24 protein-coding genes are annotated in these 21595 nt (G+C 64.9%); 10 read left to right on the top strand and 14 right to left on the bottom strand.

Going from position 1 to position 21595, the window contains the following annotated elements:
- The 4 genes from HBA99_RS06925 to HBA99_RS06910 form a co-directional block, all read right to left on the bottom strand.
- Entirely contained in the window at positions 1-834 is an 834-nt protein-coding gene (locus HBA99_RS06925) for a carbohydrate ABC transporter permease (protein WP_046252921.1), read from the bottom strand.
- Positions 831-1742 carry a carbohydrate ABC transporter permease gene (locus HBA99_RS06920; RefSeq protein WP_046252920.1) on the bottom strand — a complete coding sequence of 304 codons (912 nt, stop codon included), beginning with the start codon at positions 1740-1742 and terminating at the stop codon, positions 831-833. The genes HBA99_RS06925 and HBA99_RS06920 overlap by 4 nt, the downstream gene beginning before the upstream one ends.
- Positions 1739-3154: an ABC transporter substrate-binding protein gene (locus HBA99_RS06915; protein WP_070951347.1), complete on the bottom strand. Its 1416-nt coding sequence runs from the start codon at positions 3152-3154 to the stop codon at positions 1739-1741. The genes HBA99_RS06920 and HBA99_RS06915 overlap by 4 nt, the downstream gene beginning before the upstream one ends.
- A 187-nt stretch (positions 3155-3341) precedes the next feature.
- Complete coding sequence (locus HBA99_RS06910; protein WP_030094813.1) at positions 3342-3863, bottom strand: YflT domain-containing protein; 522 nt, start codon at positions 3861-3863, stop codon at positions 3342-3344.
- A 158-nt stretch (positions 3864-4021) separates the two neighbouring features.
- On the opposite strand from HBA99_RS06910, the gene HBA99_RS06905 reads away from it, so the two are divergent.
- On the top strand, positions 4022-4657 hold the full coding sequence (locus HBA99_RS06905) for a DUF4190 domain-containing protein (protein WP_046252918.1): 636 nt from the start codon (positions 4022-4024) through the stop codon (positions 4655-4657).
- Here HBA99_RS06905 and HBA99_RS06900 read toward each other — a convergent pair.
- A complete protein-coding gene (locus tag HBA99_RS06900) occupies positions 4654-5616 on the bottom strand; it encodes an HpcH/HpaI aldolase/citrate lyase family protein (protein WP_070951348.1) in 963 nt (320 codons plus the stop codon). The two genes, HBA99_RS06905 and HBA99_RS06900, sit on opposite strands and share 4 nt — an antisense overlap.
- Positions 5617-5640: 24 nt before the next feature.
- Complete coding sequence (locus tag HBA99_RS06895; RefSeq protein ID WP_046252916.1) at positions 5641-6591, bottom strand: oxygenase MpaB family protein; 951 nt, start codon at positions 6589-6591, stop codon at positions 5641-5643.
- 316 nt (positions 6592-6907) lie between these two features.
- Between HBA99_RS06895 and HBA99_RS06890 the strand changes: the two genes are divergently transcribed.
- A complete protein-coding gene (locus HBA99_RS06890) occupies positions 6908-8176 on the top strand; it encodes a lytic transglycosylase domain-containing protein (RefSeq protein ID WP_070951349.1) in 1269 nt (422 codons plus the stop codon).
- A gap of 23 nt (positions 8177-8199) precedes the next feature.
- Positions 8200-9336, top strand: coding sequence for an Mrp/NBP35 family ATP-binding protein (locus HBA99_RS06885; RefSeq protein WP_070931050.1), 1137 nt, complete (start codon positions 8200-8202; stop codon positions 9334-9336).
- On the opposite strand, the gene tatB is transcribed toward HBA99_RS06885, so the two are convergent.
- The 4 genes from tatB to sigE form a co-directional block, all read right to left on the bottom strand.
- Positions 9333-9743 (bottom strand): Sec-independent protein translocase protein TatB, encoded by a 411-nt coding sequence (tatB, locus tag HBA99_RS06880; RefSeq protein WP_070931049.1) that lies wholly within the window; start codon positions 9741-9743, stop codon positions 9333-9335. The genes HBA99_RS06885 and tatB overlap by 4 nt on opposite strands.
- A complete protein-coding gene (htrA, locus tag HBA99_RS06875) occupies positions 9743-11221 on the bottom strand; it encodes a serine protease HtrA (RefSeq protein WP_070951350.1) in 1479 nt (492 codons plus the stop codon). Before htrA ends, tatB begins: the two co-directional genes overlap by 1 nt.
- Before the next feature lie 9 nt (positions 11222-11230).
- The gene (rseA, locus tag HBA99_RS06870) at positions 11231-11662 is read right to left on the bottom strand and encodes an anti-sigma E factor RseA (RefSeq protein WP_101312697.1); all 432 of its coding nucleotides are present in this window, start codon (positions 11660-11662) and stop codon (positions 11231-11233) included.
- A 110-nt stretch (positions 11663-11772) separates the two neighbouring features.
- A complete protein-coding gene (gene sigE / locus HBA99_RS06865) occupies positions 11773-12546 on the bottom strand; it encodes an RNA polymerase sigma factor SigE (protein ID WP_070950029.1) in 774 nt (257 codons plus the stop codon).
- A 210-nt stretch (positions 12547-12756) separates the two neighbouring features.
- On the opposite strand from sigE, the gene HBA99_RS06860 reads away from it, so the two are divergent.
- The 5 genes from HBA99_RS06860 (at position 12757) to HBA99_RS06840 (ending at position 17331) form a co-directional block, all read left to right on the top strand.
- Positions 12757-13368 carry an O-methyltransferase gene (locus HBA99_RS06860; RefSeq protein ID WP_044104568.1) on the top strand — a complete coding sequence of 204 codons (612 nt, stop codon included), beginning with the start codon at positions 12757-12759 and terminating at the stop codon, positions 13366-13368.
- A gap of 110 nt (positions 13369-13478) precedes the next feature.
- Entirely contained in the window at positions 13479-14123 is a 645-nt protein-coding gene (locus tag HBA99_RS06855; RefSeq protein ID WP_057968214.1) for a TetR/AcrR family transcriptional regulator, read from the top strand.
- Positions 14120-15025 carry an ABC transporter ATP-binding protein gene (locus tag HBA99_RS06850; RefSeq protein WP_070922609.1) on the top strand — a complete coding sequence of 302 codons (906 nt, stop codon included), beginning with the start codon at positions 14120-14122 and terminating at the stop codon, positions 15023-15025. The genes HBA99_RS06855 and HBA99_RS06850 overlap by 4 nt, the downstream gene beginning before the upstream one ends.
- Positions 15022-16644 (top strand): ABC transporter permease, encoded by a 1623-nt coding sequence (locus HBA99_RS06845; protein ID WP_078321538.1) that lies wholly within the window; start codon positions 15022-15024, stop codon positions 16642-16644. Before HBA99_RS06850 ends, HBA99_RS06845 begins: the two co-directional genes overlap by 4 nt.
- Positions 16645-16656: 12 nt before the next feature.
- Positions 16657-17331 carry a methyltransferase family protein gene (locus HBA99_RS06840; protein ID WP_030094799.1) on the top strand — a complete coding sequence of 225 codons (675 nt, stop codon included), beginning with the start codon at positions 16657-16659 and terminating at the stop codon, positions 17329-17331.
- A 4-nt stretch (positions 17332-17335) separates the two neighbouring features.
- Here the strand turns inward: HBA99_RS06840 and glgC are convergent, their stop codons facing one another.
- Positions 17336-18550, bottom strand: a complete 1215-nt coding sequence (glgC, locus tag HBA99_RS06835; RefSeq protein WP_030094798.1) for a glucose-1-phosphate adenylyltransferase — start codon at positions 18548-18550, stop codon at positions 17336-17338.
- Between the two features lie 92 nt (positions 18551-18642).
- Here glgC and glgA point away from each other — a divergent pair, with 92 nt between their 5' ends.
- Positions 18643-19854, top strand: coding sequence for a glycogen synthase (gene glgA, locus HBA99_RS06830; protein ID WP_109492710.1), 1212 nt, complete (start codon positions 18643-18645; stop codon positions 19852-19854).
- A 15-nt stretch (positions 19855-19869) separates the two neighbouring features.
- Here glgA and HBA99_RS06825 read toward each other — a convergent pair whose 3' ends face one another.
- The 3 genes from HBA99_RS06825 to HBA99_RS06815 all read right to left on the bottom strand — a co-directional run bounded on the left by HBA99_RS06825 (position 19870) and on the right by HBA99_RS06815 (position 21053).
- Positions 19870-20037 (bottom strand): DUF3117 domain-containing protein, encoded by a 168-nt coding sequence (locus HBA99_RS06825; RefSeq protein ID WP_005059648.1) that lies wholly within the window; start codon positions 20035-20037, stop codon positions 19870-19872.
- A gap of 121 nt (positions 20038-20158) precedes the next feature.
- Positions 20159-20749, bottom strand: a complete 591-nt coding sequence (locus tag HBA99_RS06820) for a DNA-3-methyladenine glycosylase I (RefSeq protein WP_046252908.1) — start codon at positions 20747-20749, stop codon at positions 20159-20161.
- Positions 20739-21053, bottom strand: a complete 315-nt coding sequence (locus HBA99_RS06815) for a DivIVA domain-containing protein (protein WP_109365349.1) — start codon at positions 21051-21053, stop codon at positions 20739-20741. The genes HBA99_RS06820 and HBA99_RS06815 overlap by 11 nt, the downstream gene beginning before the upstream one ends.
- 49 nt (positions 21054-21102) lie before the next feature.
- On the opposite strand from HBA99_RS06815, the gene HBA99_RS06810 reads away from it, so the two are divergent.
- Positions 21103-21594, top strand: coding sequence for a pyridoxamine 5'-phosphate oxidase family protein (locus HBA99_RS06810; RefSeq protein WP_070922611.1), 492 nt, complete (start codon positions 21103-21105; stop codon positions 21592-21594).
- The last annotated feature ends 1 nt before the right edge of the window (position 21595 follow it).

Here is a 21595-nt window from a genome sequence, read left to right as displayed (position 1 = left end):
CTAACCCTTCACTGCACCGGAGGTCAGTCCGGCAACGATCCGTCGTTGGAATATGAGCACGAAGATGATGATCGGCACCGTGATGACGATGGCACCCGCGGCAATCGATCCGGTGGGCTCCTCGAATTGCGAACTGCCGGTGAAGTTCGCGATGGCGACCGGGGCCGTGATGGATCGGTCCGTGGCTGTCAGCGAGATCGCCAGCAGCAGGTCGTTCCAGGCGAAGATGAACACCAGGATCGCGGACGTGACAATGCCCGGCGTGGCCAACGGCGCGATGACCTTCCAGAAAGCCTGTGCCGGTGTGGCCCCATCCATCTTGGCGGCCTTCTCCAATTCCCAAGGGATCTCGCGGAAGAACGCCGACAGTGTGTAGATGGCCAGGGGTAACGCGAAGGTGATGTACGGGATGATCAGTCCCGGCCAGGTGTCGAACAGGCCGACCGAGCGCTCGATGTTGAAGATCGGCGTCACCAGCGAGATCTGCGGGAACATCGCGATGAGCAGGGCCGCGCCGACGAGGGCTTTCTTCCCTGGAAAGTCCAGTCGCGCCACCGCGTACGCGGCCATGGTGCCCACGCTGACGGCGATCAGTGTCGCGATGAGCCCAATGCCGATGGAGTTCACCAGTGCCGAGGTGAACACGTTTCCGCTGAAGATGCTGCGGTAGTTATCAAGCGTCACCGGCCATGGGAAGAACTTGCCATCCTTGACCGTCGCGGTGGGTTTGAGTGACAGGCTCAGCACCCACAGCACCGGTACCAGCGCGTAACACAGCACCAACACGTCGGCGATCACCCAACCCGCGGCGCGCGAGGGCGCGGTGCGGCTCATCGTCTTGCTCCTTCGTCATCGGCCGTCGGGGCCGCGGCACCGAAAACCTTGATGAAGATGAACGCGATGATGGCCACACACAGGAAGATCAGGACACTGATCGCCGAACCAAGACCGACGTTGAAGGCCTTGAACAAGTTGTCGTAACCCAGGATCGACACCGACCCCGTGTTGTTGCTGCCGCCGGTGAGCACGTAGATGTTGTCGAAAATCCGGAAGGCATCCAAAGTTCGGAACAGCAACGCCACGAGAATCGCTGGTTTCATGATCGGGATGGTGACGCGGATCAGTCTGCTCCAGCCGTTGGCACCGTCAACCTGAGCGGCCTTCAACAAGTCGTCGGGGACTAGCGCCAGGCCGGCCAGCAACAGCAGAGCCATGAACGGCGTGGTCTTCCACACCTCCGCCAAGATCACCACTGCCAGCGATGGAATCTGTTGTGTCAGTGGCGCACTACCCGACGGAAGAAGATTCGCCAGATATCCCGTACCCGGCGTCCACGCGTAGTACCAGCTGTAAGACGCTGCGACGGTGACGATTCCGTAGGGAATCAGCACGGCAGTGCGCACCAGGCCCTTCCCGAAGATCGTTCGATGCATCACCAGCGCGAGGGTCAGGCCGAGTACTAGCTCGATGACCACCGAAATCACCGTGATCGCAAGCGTGACCACCAGGGCGCTCCACCAATATCTGTCGGTCAGCACCGTGACGTAGTTGTCGAACCACACCAATTTGCGGTCCTGCGGGCTGGCCAGGCTGTACTTCTGCAGGCTGAGCCAGATGGCATAGCAGATGGGGTATGCGGTAACCGCGAGCATGAGAAGCGCTGCCGGTGCGATGAGCAGGAGACCGAGACGCCGCTCGGCCTTCTTCCCCGCCGAGGCCCCTTTGACACCCGAACTGGTCATGGGATCAGCCCCCGCCCGTCCACGGCCTTCTGCACCTGATCGGTGAGCAGATCGGCGGTGCGCTCGGGATCGATTCCGGTGATCGGCGCCAGCGCAGCCGAGACTCGCGTCGAGATGGCTTGGTAGTACGGGGAGGCCGGACGCACCGCGGCATTGGCGAGCTGCTCTCGGATGATCGCGTACGCGGGATACTTGGCCTGGAATTCGGGATCGTCATAGAGAGAGGCGTCCACCGCGGGCAGGCCGCCCTCGATTGCCGTCGCCTTCTGGTTCTCGCGGCTGCGCAGGCAGTTCAACGCCTCGAAGGCCTGTGCCTTGTAGCGCGTTGTTTTGGCAACCGCGATGTTCAGCCCACCGATGGTGACCCTGGCGGGCTGCCCCGCGACCGCCGACGGGAAGGGTGCGAAACCAAGTGCCGCACTGGCTGCCTCGTACGCGGCCGTGAACTGCTCGTCGTTCGGTTCGAAGCGTCCCGCACCGGCGATCGCACCGGTCAGGTCAGGGCGCCGATCCAGACGCAGGAACGGAACTCCACCCTTGATCGCGTTCTCCATCATGCTGGCCATCACGAACGGCCAATTGATCTCAAAGGCGGCCTTACCTTGCTCAAAGGCCAAACGCGCTGTGCCCTCATCGGTCTGGGTAATCGAGGGGTCGGCACCGTCGGCCGTCGCGATCGATTTGATGATCCGCAGGGCGGTAACCGTGGCGGCGCGATGCTCCGGGGTATCGGTCAAGGTGACTCGCTTGCCGTCATCGCCCAGCACCGAGCCGCCGGCGCTGACCAGCAAGGTGTTGAACAACACCACCAGGCCCTCGTACTGCTTGCCCTGCAACGCAATCCAGCTAGGTCCGCCAGATCGCGCGAAGCCCTCGGCTTCCTGCACAGCCTGATCCCACGTCTCGGGTGGTTCCGGAACCAAGTCCTTGCGGTACCAGAGCAGTTGAGTGTTGGTACTCAACGGGGCGGCGTACAGCTTGTCCTTCCAGCGGGCGCTGGCCAGCGGACCTGCGAGAGTGTCGCGCTGGGCGTTGGCATCGGTGACACCCGCCGGATCGTCCGAAAGCGGTAGCGCCCAACCCGCTTCGGCGAACTCCGCGGTCCACACCACGTCCATGCCCATCAGGTCGAGGGTGCGGTCGTTACCGGTCAATCGGCGAGCCAGCTGCAGCCGTTGCTCATCGGCGCGCTTCGGAAGGCTCACCTGCCGGATGGTGAACCGCCCACCCAGTTCCTTATTGCATCGTTGCGCAGCAGCCGTGAAGGTCGCGGCCTCACTGGCCGGGGTGTAGAAGCGGATGACGATGCCGTCGTCGGAGCGGGCGCATCCCGTCAGCGAAGCCAGCGTCAGGCACGTGACGCCCAGCGCCACACCCTTCCGTCGGAACCATCCGGCCGACGACTCCAACACGACCGCCTCCTGGTCCGTTGACGCGTCTCGGCACCTCCGTGTGCCGGTACGGCGGGCACACCCGTCCCGCGCGGCAACCGTAGAGCTAAAACCAGGTGACATGCAACATGTTCGGTGCGCGCGTCCCACTATCGGGGGCGCGGGCAACGCCGCAGGCCAACGCCATACGGCTCACAGCCGAGCAGGCTCAGATAGCTAGTTTGGCCAACATGTCACGCGCGGCTTCTGCCTGCGCCGGCTCACACAGCACGTCATAGCGACCCGCGACAAGCTGCATGGTTGATGCGAAATCCCTTGTGCCCCTCGTCATCGCGTAGGGCACCGCGGCGGTGACCAATCCGAACACCAATCCAACGGTAAGTCCCACGACGAGTGAGCCGGCCAGATTGGTGCTGAACATCCCCAGCACCAGGCCGATGAACAGGCCCAGCCACGCTCCGCTGAGCATGCCCCCGCCGAGCACCTTGGGCCATGACAATCGGCCGGTCACCCGTTCGACCTGCATCAAGTTCACGCCGACGATGGTGACGTTTTCGACCGGGAATTGCTGATCGGACAAGTAGTCAACGGCGCGCTGAGCCTCCGCGTACGTCGGGTACGAACCGATGGGCCAACCTTGCGGTGGCGTCGGCAAAGACAGGGACGAAGACAACGGGGAACGCGGTGACGTCGAGCGCTGTGGCTGCCCGGGTGTGAGCGGTTGTCCCACGAGTTCGATCCTCCTGCAGAAGTCGGTGATGCACGGTAGCGCGCTAGCTAGCACCCATTTAACGCCCGACCGCACCAGATGGTGCCCCTTTGACCGCGACCTGCGACTTTCCGCCCGCAGCGCGGCCAGAAACGCCCTCGATACGCTAGGTTTGCGCCATGACTACCCCGGGCAACGAACCCTCCGGCACCGGCCCCGACGCCTCGTCCGGATACGAGTATCCGTCCCTGGAACAGTCCGCGCCGCCGGCCGATGCCGCTTCATCGGCCAGCCAGGTGCCTCCGAGCATTCCCCCGGCGTGGGAGACGCCCGGACCTCCCCCGTCCTACCCCGCCTATCCGACCACTCCTCCCGCCTATCCCACGGGTGTCCCGCCGTATCCGACGGCACCGCCGGCCTATCCGCAATATGGCCAGACGTATCCGCCGTATCAGTCGGGACAGCCGGGCCCATACCCGCCGCCGGGCTATCCCACTGCCGGTGGTTATCCCGGGTATCCGGCACCCGGATACGCCGACCCGTACGGATACGGTGCCTACGGGCAGACCGGTGGCGGCACCAACCCGCTGGCCATCGGTTCGTTGATCGCGTCGATCGTCGGCGTCTTCTGCGGCATCGGATCGATTGCCGGAGTCATCATGGGCTTCATCGCGCTCAACCAGCTCAAGACCTCGCCGCAGGACGGCAAGGGCGTCGCCATCGCCGGGATCATCATCGGTGCTGCGGTGATCGTGTTCTGGGTGCTGATCATGATCATCGGCGTCGCTTCTGGCGGCAGTTCCAGTTCGTACTAGCCCGCCGGGGGCTCGAACGGGGGCGCCTGCCGCGCCATACCCGCGGCGCGTCCTTTGCCGGCGATCACCAGGGCCATCTTGCGGCTGGCCTCGTCGATCATCTCGTCCTCGAGCATCACAGCGCCACGTGCGCCGCCTGCCACCGAGGTGTGCCACTCGTAGGCGTCCAGGATGAGTTCGGCCCTGTCGTAGTCCTCCTGGCGCGGGCTGAAGATCTCGTTGCCGGCCTCGACCTGCGCGGGGTGCAGCACCCACTTCCCGTCAAAGCCCAGCGCGGCCGAACGACCGGCCGCAACCCGGAAGGCATCGACGTCGCGCACCTTGAGATAGGGGCCGTCAATGGCGTCGATGCCATGGGTGCGCGCGGCAACCAGGATGGTCATCAGCACATGGTGATAGGCCTCGCCGTCATAGCCCGGAGGCTGCTCCCCGACAACCAGAGTGCGCATGCCGAGACTGGCCATGAAGTCCGCGGGGCCGAAGACCAACGACTGCACCCGCGGGCTCGCCGATGCGATCGCATCGATGTTGGTGAGGCCTTCGGCATTCTCGATTTGCGCCTGGATCCCGATCGCACCCACCTCAAGACCCCGTGAACGCTCAACCTGGGTCAGCAGCAGATCCAGCGCCGTCACATGCGATGCGTCCACCACCTTGGGCAGCAGAATGTTGTCGATGTTGCCGCCGGCTCGCGTGACAACCTCCACCACATCCGCATAGGTCCACTCGGTGGTCCAGTCATTGACACGCACCGATCGCAGCTGGCCGGACCATCCCGGCGCATTGAGGGCATCGACAATGCGCTGACGTGCCTCCACTTTGGCCGGTGCCGCCACGGCGTCCTCAAGGTCGAGGAAGATCTCGTCCGCGGGAAGGGTTTTCGCCTTGTCGATCATCTTCTGGCTGCTGCCCGGAACAGCCAGGGTGGTGCGGCGCGGACGGTAGGTGGGAGCTGTCACAACTAGCCAGCGTAAAGCGCCGCATTATGCGGTGGCGCGCCTCCCGTACCGCTCCTTGGCTTCGGCGGGAGTGACGGTGACCGCACGCGCGGGTGTCTTGCCCGCGTGGAAGTCCCGCAGGGTCGTTGCCGTCATCGGCAGCTTGGCGAATCGCGCGATGGAGTCTTCCACCGCGGGAACGCTGGCGATCGACATGGCTGCCGATACCAACGGCCGGTACGCGGCGTCAACGATTCCCGGCTGATCAAATTGCCCCAGCTCCCGCATCCACCGTGGCAGGGTCGCGATGGTCGCCGGGGCCATCATCCGACTGACTGCCCAGAACCGCAGATTGCTGCCCGACCGCGGGGTGCGCAGCAGGTAGTGCATCGCGTGCTGTGCCCGCTCAGAGGTACACAGCGCGGGACGCATCTGGGCGAAGTACTGACGCACCTCGTCACGGGACCGGGGAACGTCGGCCGGATTGACGGTCTGCAGCTCGGCGGCGATCACGCACTCCGACCAGTAGCGGTCCTCCTCGGCCTGGCTCAGCGGCCCGGGACCGAACATCTCGTAGCACTTGAGCACCGAATGCCAGCCGGTGACGTGGATCCAGAGCTGCGAGGCCGGATCATTGGCGCTGTATCGCTTGCCGGTCACCGGGTCGGTGCCTTTGGAGCGAGCGTGAACCTTCTGCAGGTGCTCGGAGGCCTCAACCGCGGTTCGCGAATCGGCGGTCGCGACGATGAGGAAGTAGGCGAGGGTTCCATCCATCCGCCCTCGCGGATCCCGATAAATGCCCGCCGAATCGGCCACGGCGGCAGCCAGATGGGGCTCGAAGTGCTCGAGCACCACCGAGCGCTGAAACCCGATAAGTGCGGTGGGGCTGGTCCACACCTTCCACGTCGGTGAGTCCGGTCCGAAGAATCCGTAATCCTCGCGGGGACGATCGGAGCCAAGCTCCCAGCGGACGGCGACATCTGGCGAAGCGGTCATACTGCAACGCTATCAATTGATTACTTTTACGTCCAGACACTGACTGTAAGTCAGATAAACCGCGGTCTATGCGGCCCGAGATAGCCACTCGCCCATTTTTGCTTCGGGTGCCCGCCGAACTCGCCATGGCCAGGGGAGATTCGTCGAGGATCCGAAATTCGCTGGGGTTTGCCCATTTTGCAACCGGACCGACATCTCGCCGGTATGGTTGCTCCGGTTCACATCGGTCACATCCGTCACGACTGCATACGTCAGAATGGGTGCCGACAGATTGGGACCACAGCGAATAAGCAAGGGCCCGAGAGATAGGGGCGCAGTGGAGCTTCCGGGTTGGGTTGCGTCGTCGGTCAAGCATGCCCGTGATGCGGTGCTCCGCGTCGCAGGCGCCCCAGTGCCCTGGCTCCGAGTGGGCGGACTGAGCGCCCTGGTGGTCGTTGGCTCTGCCGTGGCGGCCAGTGGTGCGCAAGTCAGCGGGCAGGCCGTCGTACCCGTTCCGGTCCCGCTGGCCTCTGCCGTCGCCGAGCAGGCGGAAATGGGCCCGCTGAATCTGGTGACCGTGATGCGCCCGCCGACGCAGTACCGTGTCGCGCCGAGCGCCGCGATCGCGCCGCCGCCACCGGGAATCGTGATGGCCCCCGGGGGACTTGGTATCCCGAAGATCGCATTGGACGCCTACCAAAACGCCGAACGGATGATGGCCAAGGCCGCGCCCGGTTGCGGCGTCAGCTGGAACCTGCTGGCGGGCATCGGCCGCATCGAATCAGGGCATGCCAACAACGGCGCCACCGATATCAAAGGCCGTGTGGTGCGTCCCATCTATGGCCCGAGCCTGGATGGCAGTCTTCCGGGCAACGAAGTCATCGTCGACCATGAGCAGAGCCGCACCCAAGGTGCACAGGTGTACGTCCGGGCCATGGGCCCCATGCAGTTCCTGCCGAGCACATGGAACCACTACGCTTCCGACGGTGACGGCGACGGAAAGGCCGATCCACAGAACGTCTTCGACGCGAGCCTGGCCGCCGCCCGCTATTTATGCAGCGGCGGATTGAATTTGCGGGATCGCTCGCAGGTGATGTCGTCCATCCTGCGGTACAACAATTCGATGGCCTACGCACAGAACGTGCTCGCCTGGGCCGCTGGTTACGCCACCGGGGTCATCCCGCTCAACCTGCCACCGCTGACCGCCGCCGATGTCGCACCCGAGCGCAAGGCTCACCTGGGCGGTGGCGAGTCACGTGGGCTTGGGCCGGGCTCGGCGACCGACGTCGCTGGACTGTCCCCCAATGACCCGCTGGCCCAGCTGCCGATCCTCACCCCGCTGACACCGGACCGGGTCGGTGTCGTGGGCCCACCCGCCGCCGGCACGCCGGCGCCCGAGGCGCCCCAGGCACCGTGCGTGTTCTTCTGTGCACCACCACCACCGCCGGCCGAGCCTTTCAACCCGTTCGCACCGCCGCCGGCTGAACCCTTCAACCCGTTTGCACCGGCCCCGCAGCCGTTCAACCCGTTCGCTCCGCCCCCGCCGCCAGTGGAGCTCGGGCCGGCCCCCGGACCAGCGCCGGGACCGGCAGCGCCAAAGCCGTAAACCGCACGCCCTAGACTCGGGTAGTGACATCCGAGCTCACCACGGCCGTGCGCAGTGCACTCGCCGGGGTTATCGATCCCGAACTTCGCCGCCCCATCACTGAATTGGGGATGGTCAAGGACATCACCTTCGACGACGCCCACAACGTCGAGATCGGGATCTACCTCACCACCTCCGGATGCCCGAAGAAGGCGGAGATCGCCGAACGAGTAACCCAGGCCGCCGCCGACGTCGACGGCGTAGGTACCGTGCGCGTGCTGCTGGATGTGATGAACGACGAGCAGCGCACCGAATTGCGCAAACAGTTGCGTGGCGATAGCGCCGAGCCCATCATCCCCTTCGCTCAGCCCGGATCGCTTACCCGGGTGTACGCGGTGGCGTCGGGAAAGGGCGGTGTCGGAAAGTCCAGTGTGACCGTCAACCTCGCGGCGGCAATGGCAGCCAAGGGGCTGTCGGTCGGGCTGCTCGACGCCGATATCTATGGCCATTCGGTACCGCGCATGATGGGCACCTCGGATCGCCCCACTCAGGTGGAACGGATGATCCTGCCCCCGGTCGCCCACGACGTGAAGGTCATCTCCATCGCCCAGTTCACCCAGGGCAACACCCCGGTGGTGTGGCGCGGGCCGATGCTGCATCGCGCCCTGCAGCAGTTCCTGGCCGACGTGTTCTGGGGAGACCTGGACGTGCTGCTGCTGGATCTGCCGCCGGGCACCGGCGACGTGGCGATCTCGGTGGCGCAGCTCATTCCCGGTGCCGAGATTCTGGTGGTCACCACCCCGCAGCAGGCCGCCGCCGAGGTGGCCGAGCGCGCAGGAGCGATCGCGACCCAGACACGTCAGCGCATCGTCGGCGTCGTGGAGAACATGTCCTGGCTGGTGCTGCCCGACGGCACCCGCATGGAGGTGTTCGGATCCGGCGGCGGCGACACCGTCGCCGAAAGCCTGACCAGGGTGGTGGGAACGAAAGTGCCACTGCTCGGCCAGATTCCACTAGACCCAGCGGTACGTGAGGGCGGCGACGACGGGCTGCCCATCGTGCTCAGTCAGCCGGATTCGGCTGCGGGCCAGGCACTTCGGGCGGTCGCAGACAAGCTCTCGACACGTAGCCGGGGACTGGCGGGCATGTCGCTGAACATCGACACCGCACGGCGCAACTAGGTCGCGTCGGCGTCGTAGCGGGTCGGGCCCGGATCCCCAGGCTTGGTGAGATCAGGGTTGGCGACGGGCGTGGGGGCCGGCTCCGAGACCGCCTTCTTCACGTCTTCAAGCGGCTTGGTCAACGAATCGAGCACCGAATCATCGCCGTCCAGAAGGTGTTTGGTAATGACGGCGCGTGGGGTCATACCGCGCAGCTTCTGCAGCTCGGCGAGCGGCTTGCGCACGTCATCGAACTCCGGCCCAAGCTCCTCACGCAGTGAGGCCGTCGCGCCACTGGCGTAGTCACGGACCTTGCGCAGCGACTCAGTGGTCCACTGGATCGCCCCCGGCAACCGCTCGGGACCGAGCACCACGAGTCCCACGACCAGCAGGACCAACAGCTCCCCCCAGCCGACACTGCCGAACATCAGGAACCGTCGGGGCCGGGAGTAACTTTGAGCTCGACGGGACGGCCCTGACGCAGCACCGTGATGGTGGCTTCCTGTCCAATCTTCAGCTGCCGCACCGCGACCACGAACTCATCGGCGTCGGCCACCGTCCGGTCACCCACCTTGACGACGACATCGTTCTCCAGCATGCCGCCCTTTTCGGCGGGGCTGCCGGCCTTGACGTTGGCCACCTCGGCGCCGGTAGCGGTCGCGTTGCTCACCGTGCGGCTGCTGATACCCAGCGTCGCGTGCACGATCTTGCCGTCACGGATCAGCGACTGCGCGACCTCGGCGGCCTCGTTGATCGGGATGGCGAACCCGAGGCCACTTGAGCTGTCGCTCAACGACTTTCCGGCCGTGTTGATCCCGATCACCTGGGACTTCATGTCGATGAGCGGGCCACCGGAGTTTCCGTGGTTGATAGCGGCATCGGTCTGAAGAGCGTCGATCACCGTGTCGGTATCGCTGCCCTCACCCGAGAGCGGCACCGGACGGTGCAGTGCGCTGATGATGCCGCTGGTCACCGTGCTGCGCAGGCCCAGCGGTGAACCGAAGGCAATGACCTCGGCACCGACGGCGACCTTGTCCGAGTCGCCCAGACGCGCCACGGTCAGGTTGTCGACGTTGTCCACCTTCAGCACGGCGATGTCCGTCTTGGGGTCACGACCCACAAGGTTGGCGGGCACCTTCTTGCTGTCGTTGAAGATGACTTCGATCTTGAACTTGCCGGGGTTCTTCGCGGCATCGGAGATCACGTGATTGTTGGTGATGACATAGCCCTTGGGATCGATGACGACCCCCGAACCCTGCGCTACCTCGTCGTCAGAGCTGGCCTCGATGGTCACCACCGCGCTTTTGACGGCGTTGGCGACCGCCGTGAAACGTGACTCATCGGGCTGGGTGCTGTCGTCGGTGGTCAAGGTGACCTTCGAGGTGGTGAAAGCCTGCACCACCTCGGCCGTCTTGCGGCCCACAATGCCGCCGACCAGGCCGATCAGCAGCGCGATTGCCGCAAGGACGGCCAGCGCCGGGATGGAAACCCGCCCGCCGAAAAGGACCTCGCGGACGCCGAGCTTCGGGGCGGGCGTGCCGTCGAGCGTGACGGGCGCCTTGGTGACCGCGGGCCTGCCCAACTGCACCTGCGCGGTCGGGTCGCGCCACGGATCCTCAGCGGCATCCGGACCGTCGTCGACGGCGTTGAGCTTGCCGGCATCGGCGGGATGACGTTGCAAGGAAGTCGTGGCGTTATCGGGCCGTCCGAAGGCCTGGGCCAGCACGGGGTCGGGCGGACCCACCCGCGGTGTGTACTCCCCCTGGTCTCGGTACTTGTCCGCCCCCTGGAACGAACCGGATACCCCCGAAGGACGGCCGAAAGCCCGCTGCGAAGCCGGATCGACGGGCGGCCGGTCAACCGGGCGCGGCGCCAACCGGGGGGCGGTGTCCTGATGTGCGGTCACCGGCCCACCCTACCGGCGCTTACGACGACGACGCACCTCATCACTGGCTAACGCGGGTGGCAAGTCGCCCTCATGTGAAGACGCTGAAGGCGGTGCGGCCTCATGCGGGATGTGCGGAATCTGGCTGAGCAACCCGAGCAACGAAACCGGCACCCGGATGCCCCCGGAATCACGCAGTGCGCTGCGCGCTTGGCGCTGTGCGTCGATCTCCAGCGCGCATTCGGCGCACATCGACAAGTGGTGCGCCGCTCGCAGGTGCGCGCTCATCCGGAGCTCGCCATCCACGAACGCGGCTATCGCCTCAGTGGACAGATGCTCGGTCGATCCGAACTGGCGCGGAGCACCCACCGGCGCCTCGCTCTGCGAGGCGAATGGGGACGGCAGTCGGGAGAAGGACGAGAAGCTCGAGAACGCTCGCCGGAACGAGCCGCTATCCACCACGGCGACGCTCCCTTCGGTCCGGTAGGGCCGGCGGACTCGTGCCGACCTAACTCGAAGATAGCGCGCGAATGTACTCATTGCGTACCAACCTGCACCAATGGTGTTGCGCGCTACTCGGCGGCCGCGAGCGCGGACGTCGAGGAGTGCGCAGCCAGATACTCACGGATGGCCTGGCGACCGCGGTGGATGCGGCTGCGGACGGTGCCGAGTTTCACATCCAGGGTGGCGCCGATTTCCTCGTAAGACAGACCTTCGATGTCACACAGAACCACGGCGGCACGGAACTCCGGCGCCAACGAGTCCAGCGCGGCCTGCAAATCGGCGCCCAGCTGCGCGTCGTGGTAGATCTGCTCGGGATCTGGGTCGGTCGCCGGGACGCGGTCGTAATCCTCGGGCAGCGCCTCCATGCGAATGCGGCCACGGCGGCGGACCATGTCGAGGAACAGGTTGGTGGTGATGCGGTGCAACCACCCCTCGAAGGTGCCGGGCTGGTAGTTCTGCAGCGAGCGGAACACCCGAATGAAGGTCTCCTGAGTCAGGTCCTCAGCGTCTTGCTGGTTACCCGACAGGCGGTAGGCCAGGCGGTACACGCGGTCGGCGTGCTCACGAACCAGCTCATCCCAAGACGGCATGGCTGCCTGGTCTCCGGTGGCATCGAACACTGCGGTCCCGGATAGTTCGGCGGGATCGATGGCCTCGACGAAGTCGGTGTATTCGGCCGACTCGCTGATACGCGTAAGCGAAATCGCGTGTTCCTCCTGTTCGCTTGTGGCGGCTTCACCCCCAATGGGGAAGCTGTCAGCCTGCTCAACCCGGATGCCAGGGGTGTTATTCCCAGATAGGCGCGGGGCACTCGGGCTCTCGTTCAGGATGGATCGCGACATGTGAATGACCTTCTATCACCGAGGTGTGGGCCACTTATGAGCTAACTTAACTCTTCCTGAGAATGCGGTCTCGATCCGATCTCGCCGGGGGATCCGGGACAAGAAACCCGTCACATCCTTGATGAGTGCGGCGTGTCGCGGGACAGATGCCCTCCCACTCGACAGGATCGAATCGTGACCAGCAGCGCAGATCGATCCCGCGTCGAGGCGATGGTCAGCCACGCCGAGGGCGCCATCTCCGAAGACGACATCGTCGCCGCCGCCCGGGAACGTGCCGTTGACCTGGGCGCGGGCCCGGTAACGCCCGCTGTCGGCGCTCTTCTCAGTGTCTTCGCACGCCTTTCCGGCGGCAAGGCCGTCGTCGAGGTCGGGACGGGCGCGGGGGTCAGCGGCCTGTGGCTGCTCTCCGGAATGCGCGAGGACGGCGTGCTGACCACCATTGATCTGGAGCCCGAGCACCAGCGCAGTGCCAAACAGGCCTTTTCGGAGGCGGCCATCGCCCCGTCGCGCACCCGGCTGATCGGTGGGCGCGCCCAGGAGGTCTTGCCACGACTGGCCGACGAGTCGTATGACCTGCTCGTCATCGATGCCGCGCCGGCCGATCAACCTGAGTTCCTGGCCGGTGGCATTCGGTTGCTGCGCCCGGGCGGAGCCGTAGTGATCCACGGGGTGTCCGCCGGCGGACGCGCGGGCGACCCCGCGGCCAACGATCCCGATGTGGTCGGAGTTCGCGAAGCCGCGCGCATCATCGCCGATGATGGCCGGTTCACCGCAGTGCTGATCCCACTGGGAGACGGCCTGCTCGCTGCCACCCGCGACTGACGCGTAAACCGTCGTTTCGGCGGCGCCTTCGCACCGTTCTCGTCAAAACCTTCATCTGACGCGGGCTAAATCCTTGACGCCAGACTGAACGTGTGTTTAACGTACTAAACATGCGTTCAGTCGATGATCTCACCGCAGCCGCCCGCATCCGGGATGCCGCCATCAAGTTGTGGGGCGAACAGGGACTGAACACCAGCGTGCGAGCGATCGCCGAAGCCGCGGGAGTGAGCCCCGCACTGGTTATCCATCACTACGGATCCAAGGACGGGCTCCGCCAGGCGGTGGATGAATACCTGCTGGAGTACATCCGCTCGGAGAAATCGCGCACGCTGACCTCCAACGACCCCAAGGTCTGGCTCGACGCCATCGACGAGATCGAGACGTTCGCGCCGATGGTCAGGTACCTGCTGCTCAGTGTGCAATCGGGCGGCGAGCCCGGCCGCGCGTTTCTTCAGCACTCCATCGAGAACGCCGAGGCATATCTGGACGACGGAGTCCGCGCGGGCACGATCAAGCCGAGCCGTGATCCCAAGGGCCGGGCGCTGTGGCTCTCCTTGAACGGCGTAGGCGCGCTATCGATCTACGTACAGATGTACCCCGACGACGACCTGGGCACGATCTTGCGCCGCTACTCCGATGAGCTGATCTTCCCCGCCATCGAGGTCTACACCGAAGGCCTCATGACCGACTCCACCATGCTCGATGCGTTTGCGGCACAACAGGAAAACTCTCGCAACGGAGGAGACTCGAAGTGATGTATTCCAACCTCGCGGTCGAAATACGCGGCCTCTCCAAGTCATTCGGTAAGACCAAGGCACTCGACGGGCTCGATCTGTCGGTCGCCCACGGCGAGGTGGCGGGCTTCCTCGGCCCCAACGGCGCGGGAAAGTCCACCACCATTCGAGTACTTCTGGGCCTGCTGCGCGCCGACTCCGGCACCGTGCAGCTCCTCGGCGGCGACCCGTGGGTCAACGCCGTGGATCTGCATCGGCTCATCGCCTACGTTCCCGGGGACGTCACGCTGTGGCCCAACCTCACCGGCGGGCAGGCGATTGACTTCCTCACCAGAATGCGTGGCACCGAACATATTTCACTACCGAGGCGCAACGAACTCATCGAGCGTTTCGAACTCGACCCCACTAAGAAGGCACGCACCTATTCCAAGGGCAACCGTCAGAAGGTGGCGCTCATCGCGGCGTTCTGCTCCGACGCCGAACTGTTCATACTCGACGAGCCGACATCCGGCCTGGATCCGCTGATGGAGACGGTCTTCCAGGAGTGTGTGGCCGAAGTGGCCGCGCGCGGATGCGCGGTGTTGCTGTCGAGCCACATCCTGGCCGAGGTGGAGAAGCTGTGCCACCGGGTGACCATTGTCCGCGCCGGACGCGCGGTGTTGTCCGGCTCCCTGGCCGAGCTGCGCCATGTCATGCGGACCTCGGTGACGGTACGCACACTGGCGAATCCCTCTGGTCTCAAATCGGTTCCACAGTTGCGCGACCTCACGATCGGCGGCAACCGGGCCTCCTTCACGGTGGATCGCAGCGACCTGGACCGCATCATGGAACAGCTGGCAAGCCTCGGGATCGTCGACCTCACCGTGGCGCCGGCATCACTTGAAGAGCTCTTCATGCGCGAGTATCAGGGCGTACCGCGATGAGAAGCGACTTCGCGACGCTCCCCATGCGTCAGCCGATTTCGGACGGTACCCCGAAACATCCGTTGACCGGAACAGGCACCCTGATCCTGTTGGCACTACGCCGCGACAGGCTCCGGATCTGCATGTGGGTCGGCTGGCTGACGCTGCTGATGACCTATACCCCGCTGGCGTTCGCGTCGATGTATCCGACGTCCGCCGACCGGATGGCCCGGGTCACGATGATGAAGACCCCCGCCGGAATCATCATGGGCGGGCCAAATTTCGGCATCAACGAAACCGATATCGGTGTCATGGTCGCCAACGAACTAATGACCGTCATGATCGCCGCCGCCGCCATCATGTCCATCCTGACGGTCATCCGGCATACCCGCGCCGAAGAGGAATCCGGCGGTGCCGAGCTGGTCATGTCGGCGGTCGTCGGCCACCAGGCACGCACCTACGCGGCGCTCATCGTGGTAGGCCTGATGAACGCCGTTCTGGCCCTGGCCATGACGATTGCTTTGTCCGCCGCGGGATTCGATGTCGCCGACAGTCTCGGAATCAGTCTCGGAATCACCGGAGCCTCCATGGTTTTCGCCGGTATCGCGGCGGTCACCTCCCAGTTGTGGCGCACCTCCCGAGCCGCCACCGGTGTCGCCATGGCATCCCTGGCAGCAGCCGTCGTGATCCGCGGACTCGGCGACATCATCGACAACAGGGGCAGCACACTGAGTTGGTTCTCGCCCCTGGCGTGGGCCCAGCAGATGCGGCCATTCGTCGATCTGCGTTGGTGGCCCCTCCTCCTGCTGGTGGGCACCACCGTGGCCCTGATGCTCGCCGCGCACGCGCTCGAAGGACACCGCCAATACGACGCGGGGGTGCTGCCCTCGCGTGGCGAGGACGCCAATGCCCCCGAGATCAGGTCCGTCTTCGGACTCAACCTGCAACTGCAACGCGGGCTGCTCACCGGATGGGGAGTCGGAATCTTCCTGAGCGGTATGGCCTTCGGGTCGATGGCCAAGAGCCTGCGGGATTCGATTGACACCAACCCGCTGTTGACCCGGGCATTCCAGGCCCACGGCCTGGACAGCATCTTCGCCACCTTCAACCAGGTGCTCGCCATCGCGGTCACCGCGTACGTGGTGTCGGCGATTATGAGGCTCGCCAAGGATGAACAGAGCGGCATCGCCGAAGCCGTACTGGCGCGCGCCGTATCGCGCTGGAACTGGCTACTGTCCACGGTCGCGGTGACACTGGTGGGCAGTGCGATTCTCATGTTGATCGCCGGTCTGGGCAGTGGACTGGGCGCGGCGAGCACGTTGCACAATCCGGATTTGGTGTGGCGTCTCACGCTCGCCGCATTGGCACAGATCCCCGCCCTGCTGGTGATCGCCGGTATCGCTGCCCTATCAGTTGCACTGCGGCACAGCTGGATCGGCTGGCTCGTGGTGGCATTTTCCGTGGGCATGCTGTACGCAGGCATCCTGCAGCTGCCGTCCTGGATTGTGAAGTTCTCACCGGTGATGCGGGTCAGCGCGCCGGTCGAGTATCCGTGGTTGACCATGTTGGTCCTCATTGTCATCGGCACCGGGCTTATCGCAGCCGCGGGCGAGATCTACCGCCGTCGTGACGCCCTCTGAGAAAGGAAGATCATGAAAACTGGTGTACAAGCTCTTATCTCGGGAATCATCGCCCTCGCTGTCTTCGGCGCGGCACTGTTCTGGCCCGCGGGAACGTTCGACTACTGGCAGGCCTGGGTGTTTCTGGCGATCTTCGCGATCAGTTCCACGATTTCCTCGGTCTACTTGGCCAGGACGAATCCCGAGGTGCTGCGGCGTCGTATGCGCGGCGGCCCCATCGCGGAGACACGCTTGATACAGAAGCTCGCGGTCACGGTGCTGTTGAGTTCCTTCCTGGCCTTGGTCGTGGTCAGCGCCTTCGATCACAGGTTCGGCTGGTCTCATGTACCGACCTGGCTGGTCATCGTCGGAGAGGCACTGGTCATCGTCGGATTGGGTGCCGCCACACTGGTCGTGGCCCAGAACCACTATGCGGGAGCGAGTATCACCGTCGAGTCCGGGCAGACCGTCACCTCAACTGGTCTGTACGGGCTGGTGCGCCACCCGATGTACACGGGATCACTGGTGATGATGGTGGGCATACCGTTGGCGCTGGGTTCGTTCTGGGGCCTGCTCGCGGCGATTCCCGCATTCGGCTCACTGGTGGTGCGGATCATCGACGAGGAGAAGATGCTGCGCCACGACCTGCCCGGCTACGACGAATACACCGAGAAGGTCCGCAGCCGTCTTGTGCCACTGGTGTGGTGAGAGGCTAGATCCACACACCCTTGCCGACGGCGACCACGCCGCCCGCGCTGACGTTGAAACGCTCGCGATCGCGCTCGATATCAACACCAACCTGTTCTCCGACACCGACAACCACGTTCTTGTCCAGAATCGCGTGCCGCACGACCGCCCCACGGCCCACTCGCACACCGGGCATCAGCACGCTGCCCTCCACCACGGCACCGTCGTCGACGACGACATTCGAGGACAGCACCGAGTTACGCACGGAACCCGCCGAAATGATGCTGCCGGCACCCACCACCGATTCCTGCGCGGAGCCGCCGTTGACGAACTTGGCAGGCGCCAGGTTCTCGGACTCGCCACGGATGGGCCAGCGCCGGTTGTACAGATTGAACACCGGGTGCACCGAAACCAAATCCATGTGCGCGTCATAGAACGCGTCGAGGGTTCCGACGTCGCGCCAGTACGCGTGATCGCGCTCGGTGGCGCCGGGCACCAGGTTGGTGTTGAAGTCATAGACAGCGGCCCGCCCGTCGGCCACCAGCCGGGGAATTATGTCGCCGCCCATGTCGTGGTCGGAATGGTCGTCGTCGGCGTCGGCGCGAATGACGTCGATCAATTCCTTGGTGGTGAAGATGTAGTTCCCCATCGACACGAAGGCCGCGTCGGGATCATCCGGTGTGCCCGGAGGATCCGCGGGCTTCTCGATGAACTCACGGATACGGCCGGTGTCGTCGGCGTCGATACAACCGAAGGCGCTGGCCTCGCTGCGGGGCACCCGGATACCCGCCACGGTCACTCCGGCACCGCTGTCGATGTGGAAGTCGAGCATCTGCTCGGGATCCATCCGGTACACATGGTCGGCGCCGAACACCACGATGTACTCGGGATCCTCGTCGAAGATCAGATTGAGCGACTGGTGGATGGCATCGGCGCTCCCGGTGTACCAGCGCGGACCGAGGCGCTGCTGAGCAGGGACAGGGGTGATGTACTCCCCCGCCAAGCCCGAGAGCCGCCAGTTCTGCGAGATGTGCCGGTCCAGTGAGTGCGATTTGTATTGGGTCAGAACACAAATACGCAAGAACCGCGCGTTGACCAGGTTGCTCAGCACGAAATCGATGAGGCGATAGGCACCGCCGAAGGGCACCGCCGGTTTCGCGCGGTCGGCGGTCAGTGGGTAGAGACGCTTGCCCTCACCGCCGGCAAGCACGATCCCCAGAACGTGTGGCGATGCCCTCATAGCAATCAACCTATCGGCACTCGGCAGAAGCGGCCAGCGGTACACCCCCGGCGGGCCTGCGGTCGTCGGGGCCACCTACTACGGTCGTGGCTATGACGGAGGGTCTTCACGCGCGCGGCTCATCCCCGACGCGGGTGGCAATGATGACGCGGGAGTACCCACCCGAGGTCTACGGCGGTGCCGGTGTCCACGTCACCGAGCTGGTGGCTCAGCTGCGCACACTGTGCGATGTCGAGGTGCACTGCATGGGCGCACCCCGCGACGGCGCCTTCGTGCACCGGCCAGACCCCGCGCTGGACGGCGCCAACCCCGCCTTGACGACGTTGTCGGCCGATCTGGTGATGGCCGCAGCGGCGGCTGGTGCGTCGGTGGCGCATTCACACACCTGGTACACGGGCCTGGCCGGACATCTGGCCAAGCTGCTGCATGGCATCCCACACGTTTTGACTGCGCATTCCCTGGAGCCACGTCGCCCGTGGAAGGCCGAACAGCTCGGCGGCGGGTATCGGGTGTCCTCGTGGGTGGAACACACCGCGATACACGCCGCTGACGCCGTCATCGCGGTCAGCAGCGGGATGCGCGAAGACATCATGGCGACCTACCCCGGTTTGGACCCGAACCGGATCCATGTGGTGCGCAACGGAATCGACACAACCACCTGGTATCCGGTTGACCCAGCCGAGGCGATCACCCAACCGGGGTCGGTTCTTGCCGAGCTCGGCGTGGACCTGGGCCGCCCGATTGCCGTGTTCGTCGGACGCATCACCCGGCAAAAAGGTCTCGCGCACCTGGTGTCCTCGGCACACCATTTCTCCCCCGACGTGCAGCTGATCTTGTGTGCCGGTGAGCCGGACACTCCCGAGATCGCCGAGCAGATCACCGGTGCTGTCACCGAGCTAGCCGCGGCACGGCCCGGAGTGCACTGGATACGCGAATTCCTTCCCATCCCCAAGCTGCGGGAAATACTTTCCGCGGCAACGGTGTTTGTATGCCCGTCGATCTACGAGCCACTGGGCATCGTCAATCTCGAGGCGATGGCGTGTGGCACAGCGGTCGTGGCATCGCGTGTCGGTGGCATACCCGAGGTGGTTGCCGACGGTGTCACCGGAACTCTGGTGGCGTACGAGAGCAGCGAAGCCGCGGCGTTCGAGGCAGGGCTCGCCGACGCGGTCAACGCATTGGTCGCGGACCCGGCTCGCGCCACCGAATATGGGAATGCCGGTAGGGCGCGATGTATCGAAGAGTTCTCGTGGGCGCATATCGCGGAGATGACGCTGCAGATCTATCAAAAAGTCTGCGGCTGACGCCCGAGGCAGGGCCTAGCTGGTGACGTTCTTGAGTTCGTCGCCGAGTGCGGCAGCCTCATCGGGGGTCAGCTCGACCACCAGGCGACCGCCACCTTCCAGTGGCACGCGCATAACGATCCCGCGCCCCTCTTTCGTAGCCTCGAGAGGACCGTCGCCGGTTCGGGGCTTCATGGCCGCCATCGTGTGCTCCCTCCAAATTCCAGCCAAGGGTGTTCGGCATCTCCGACCATTGTTCCCTATCTGAGCTGCCGTTTCACTGAACCATTCTTCCCTATCGCGGACATCTGGGGACAGCAGACCCTCAACTGGACCTTCCGGAGGGGGCGGTTTCGGCTCGCGGAACCCAGCAGGAACGCACATGATCGTCGACCATCCCGGTGGCCTGCATCAGGGCATATGCCGTGGTAGGACCTACAAAACGGAACCCCCGGCGTTTGAGTTCTTTGGCCATCGCAATGCTCTCATCGGTGACCGCGGGCACGTCGGAAAGACGCTGCGGCCGGGCGCGGCGTTTCGGTGCAAACGACCACAACAGGTCCGAAAGATCGGTGTCCAAATCGAGGACGACGCGGGCATTGGATATGGCCGACTCGATCTTGGCGCGGTTCCGCACGATGTCGGCATCGGCCATCAGCCGCGCCACATCCTTGTCGCCGTACCGGGCAACCTTCTCCGGTGTGAAGCCGTCGAACGCACGACGGAACCCCTCACGTTTGCGCAAGATGGTGATCCACGCCAGCCCGCTCTGGAAGGCCTCCAAGCACAGCCGCTCGAACAATGCGTCGCGCCCGTACAACGGGCGTCCCCACTCGTTGTCGTGATAGTCGGCGTACAGCGTCGACCCGGGCGGGTCGGCGGCCCAGGAGCAGCGGGAGGGCTCCTTATTCGGCATTGGCTTCGATGCCGGCCCGGGCGCCCTGCACCTCGTCGAGCTCGGCGCGCAGCTCGTCGATCTGGCGGGCAAGCCGGTCCAGCACCCAATCAACCTCACTGGCCTTGTACCCGCGGAAGACCAATGAGAACTTGACGGCGTCTATATCGGCACCGGCCACATCATCGGCGGGCAGGACTGTCGCGGTGGTGCCCTTGGGGAGCGCCGGCAACTCCTCCCCGCGGCCGAACAGTATCGAGCCCAGCACGAACAGCACGGCGGCCACCGCGACGAGAACCAGCAGATACGTCAGTGCGAACGTCACAACACTGATCTTGCCAGCGAGGTATGACATCGCGACCTACCGTGGGGCCATGACCTCCTGGCAAGAGTTCACCCAGCAGGCGCCATCCATCGCCGACGTGTTCGCGCGCCGCCACCACGCGACGCGCAATCTGTGTTTTCTCTCGACGCTGCGCCGCAGTGGCGCCCCACGGATCAGCCCGATGGAACCGCGCATCTTCGAGGGCAGGCTGATCGTCGGCGGCATACCCGCCACCGCCAAGCTCGCTGATCTTGCCCGCGACCCTCGCTTCGAGCTGCACACGGCCACCACCGATACCCGCATCAGCCAGGGTGACGCCAAGGTCTGGGGCACCGTGCACGACGAGCAGGATCTCGACCTGCACGCCTCGTTCGCCGAGTATCTCTACGCCACAATCGGATTCGACCTGCGCGGCCGCCGGTTCTCGCCGTTCTACGTCGCAGACATCGAGGGAGCCTCGGCCGTGCGACTCGACGACGACCACATGATCGTCACCGTCTGGTCGCCCACCGACGGTGAGCGCGAGATCCCGAAGACCTGAA

The sequence above is a fragment of the Mycobacteroides chelonae genome, from assembly GCF_016767715.1.
In the GTDB taxonomy this organism is placed as follows: Bacteria; Actinomycetota; Actinomycetes; order Mycobacteriales; family Mycobacteriaceae; genus Mycobacterium; species Mycobacterium gwanakae.
This window is presented reverse-complemented; position numbering and strand designations above follow the sequence as displayed.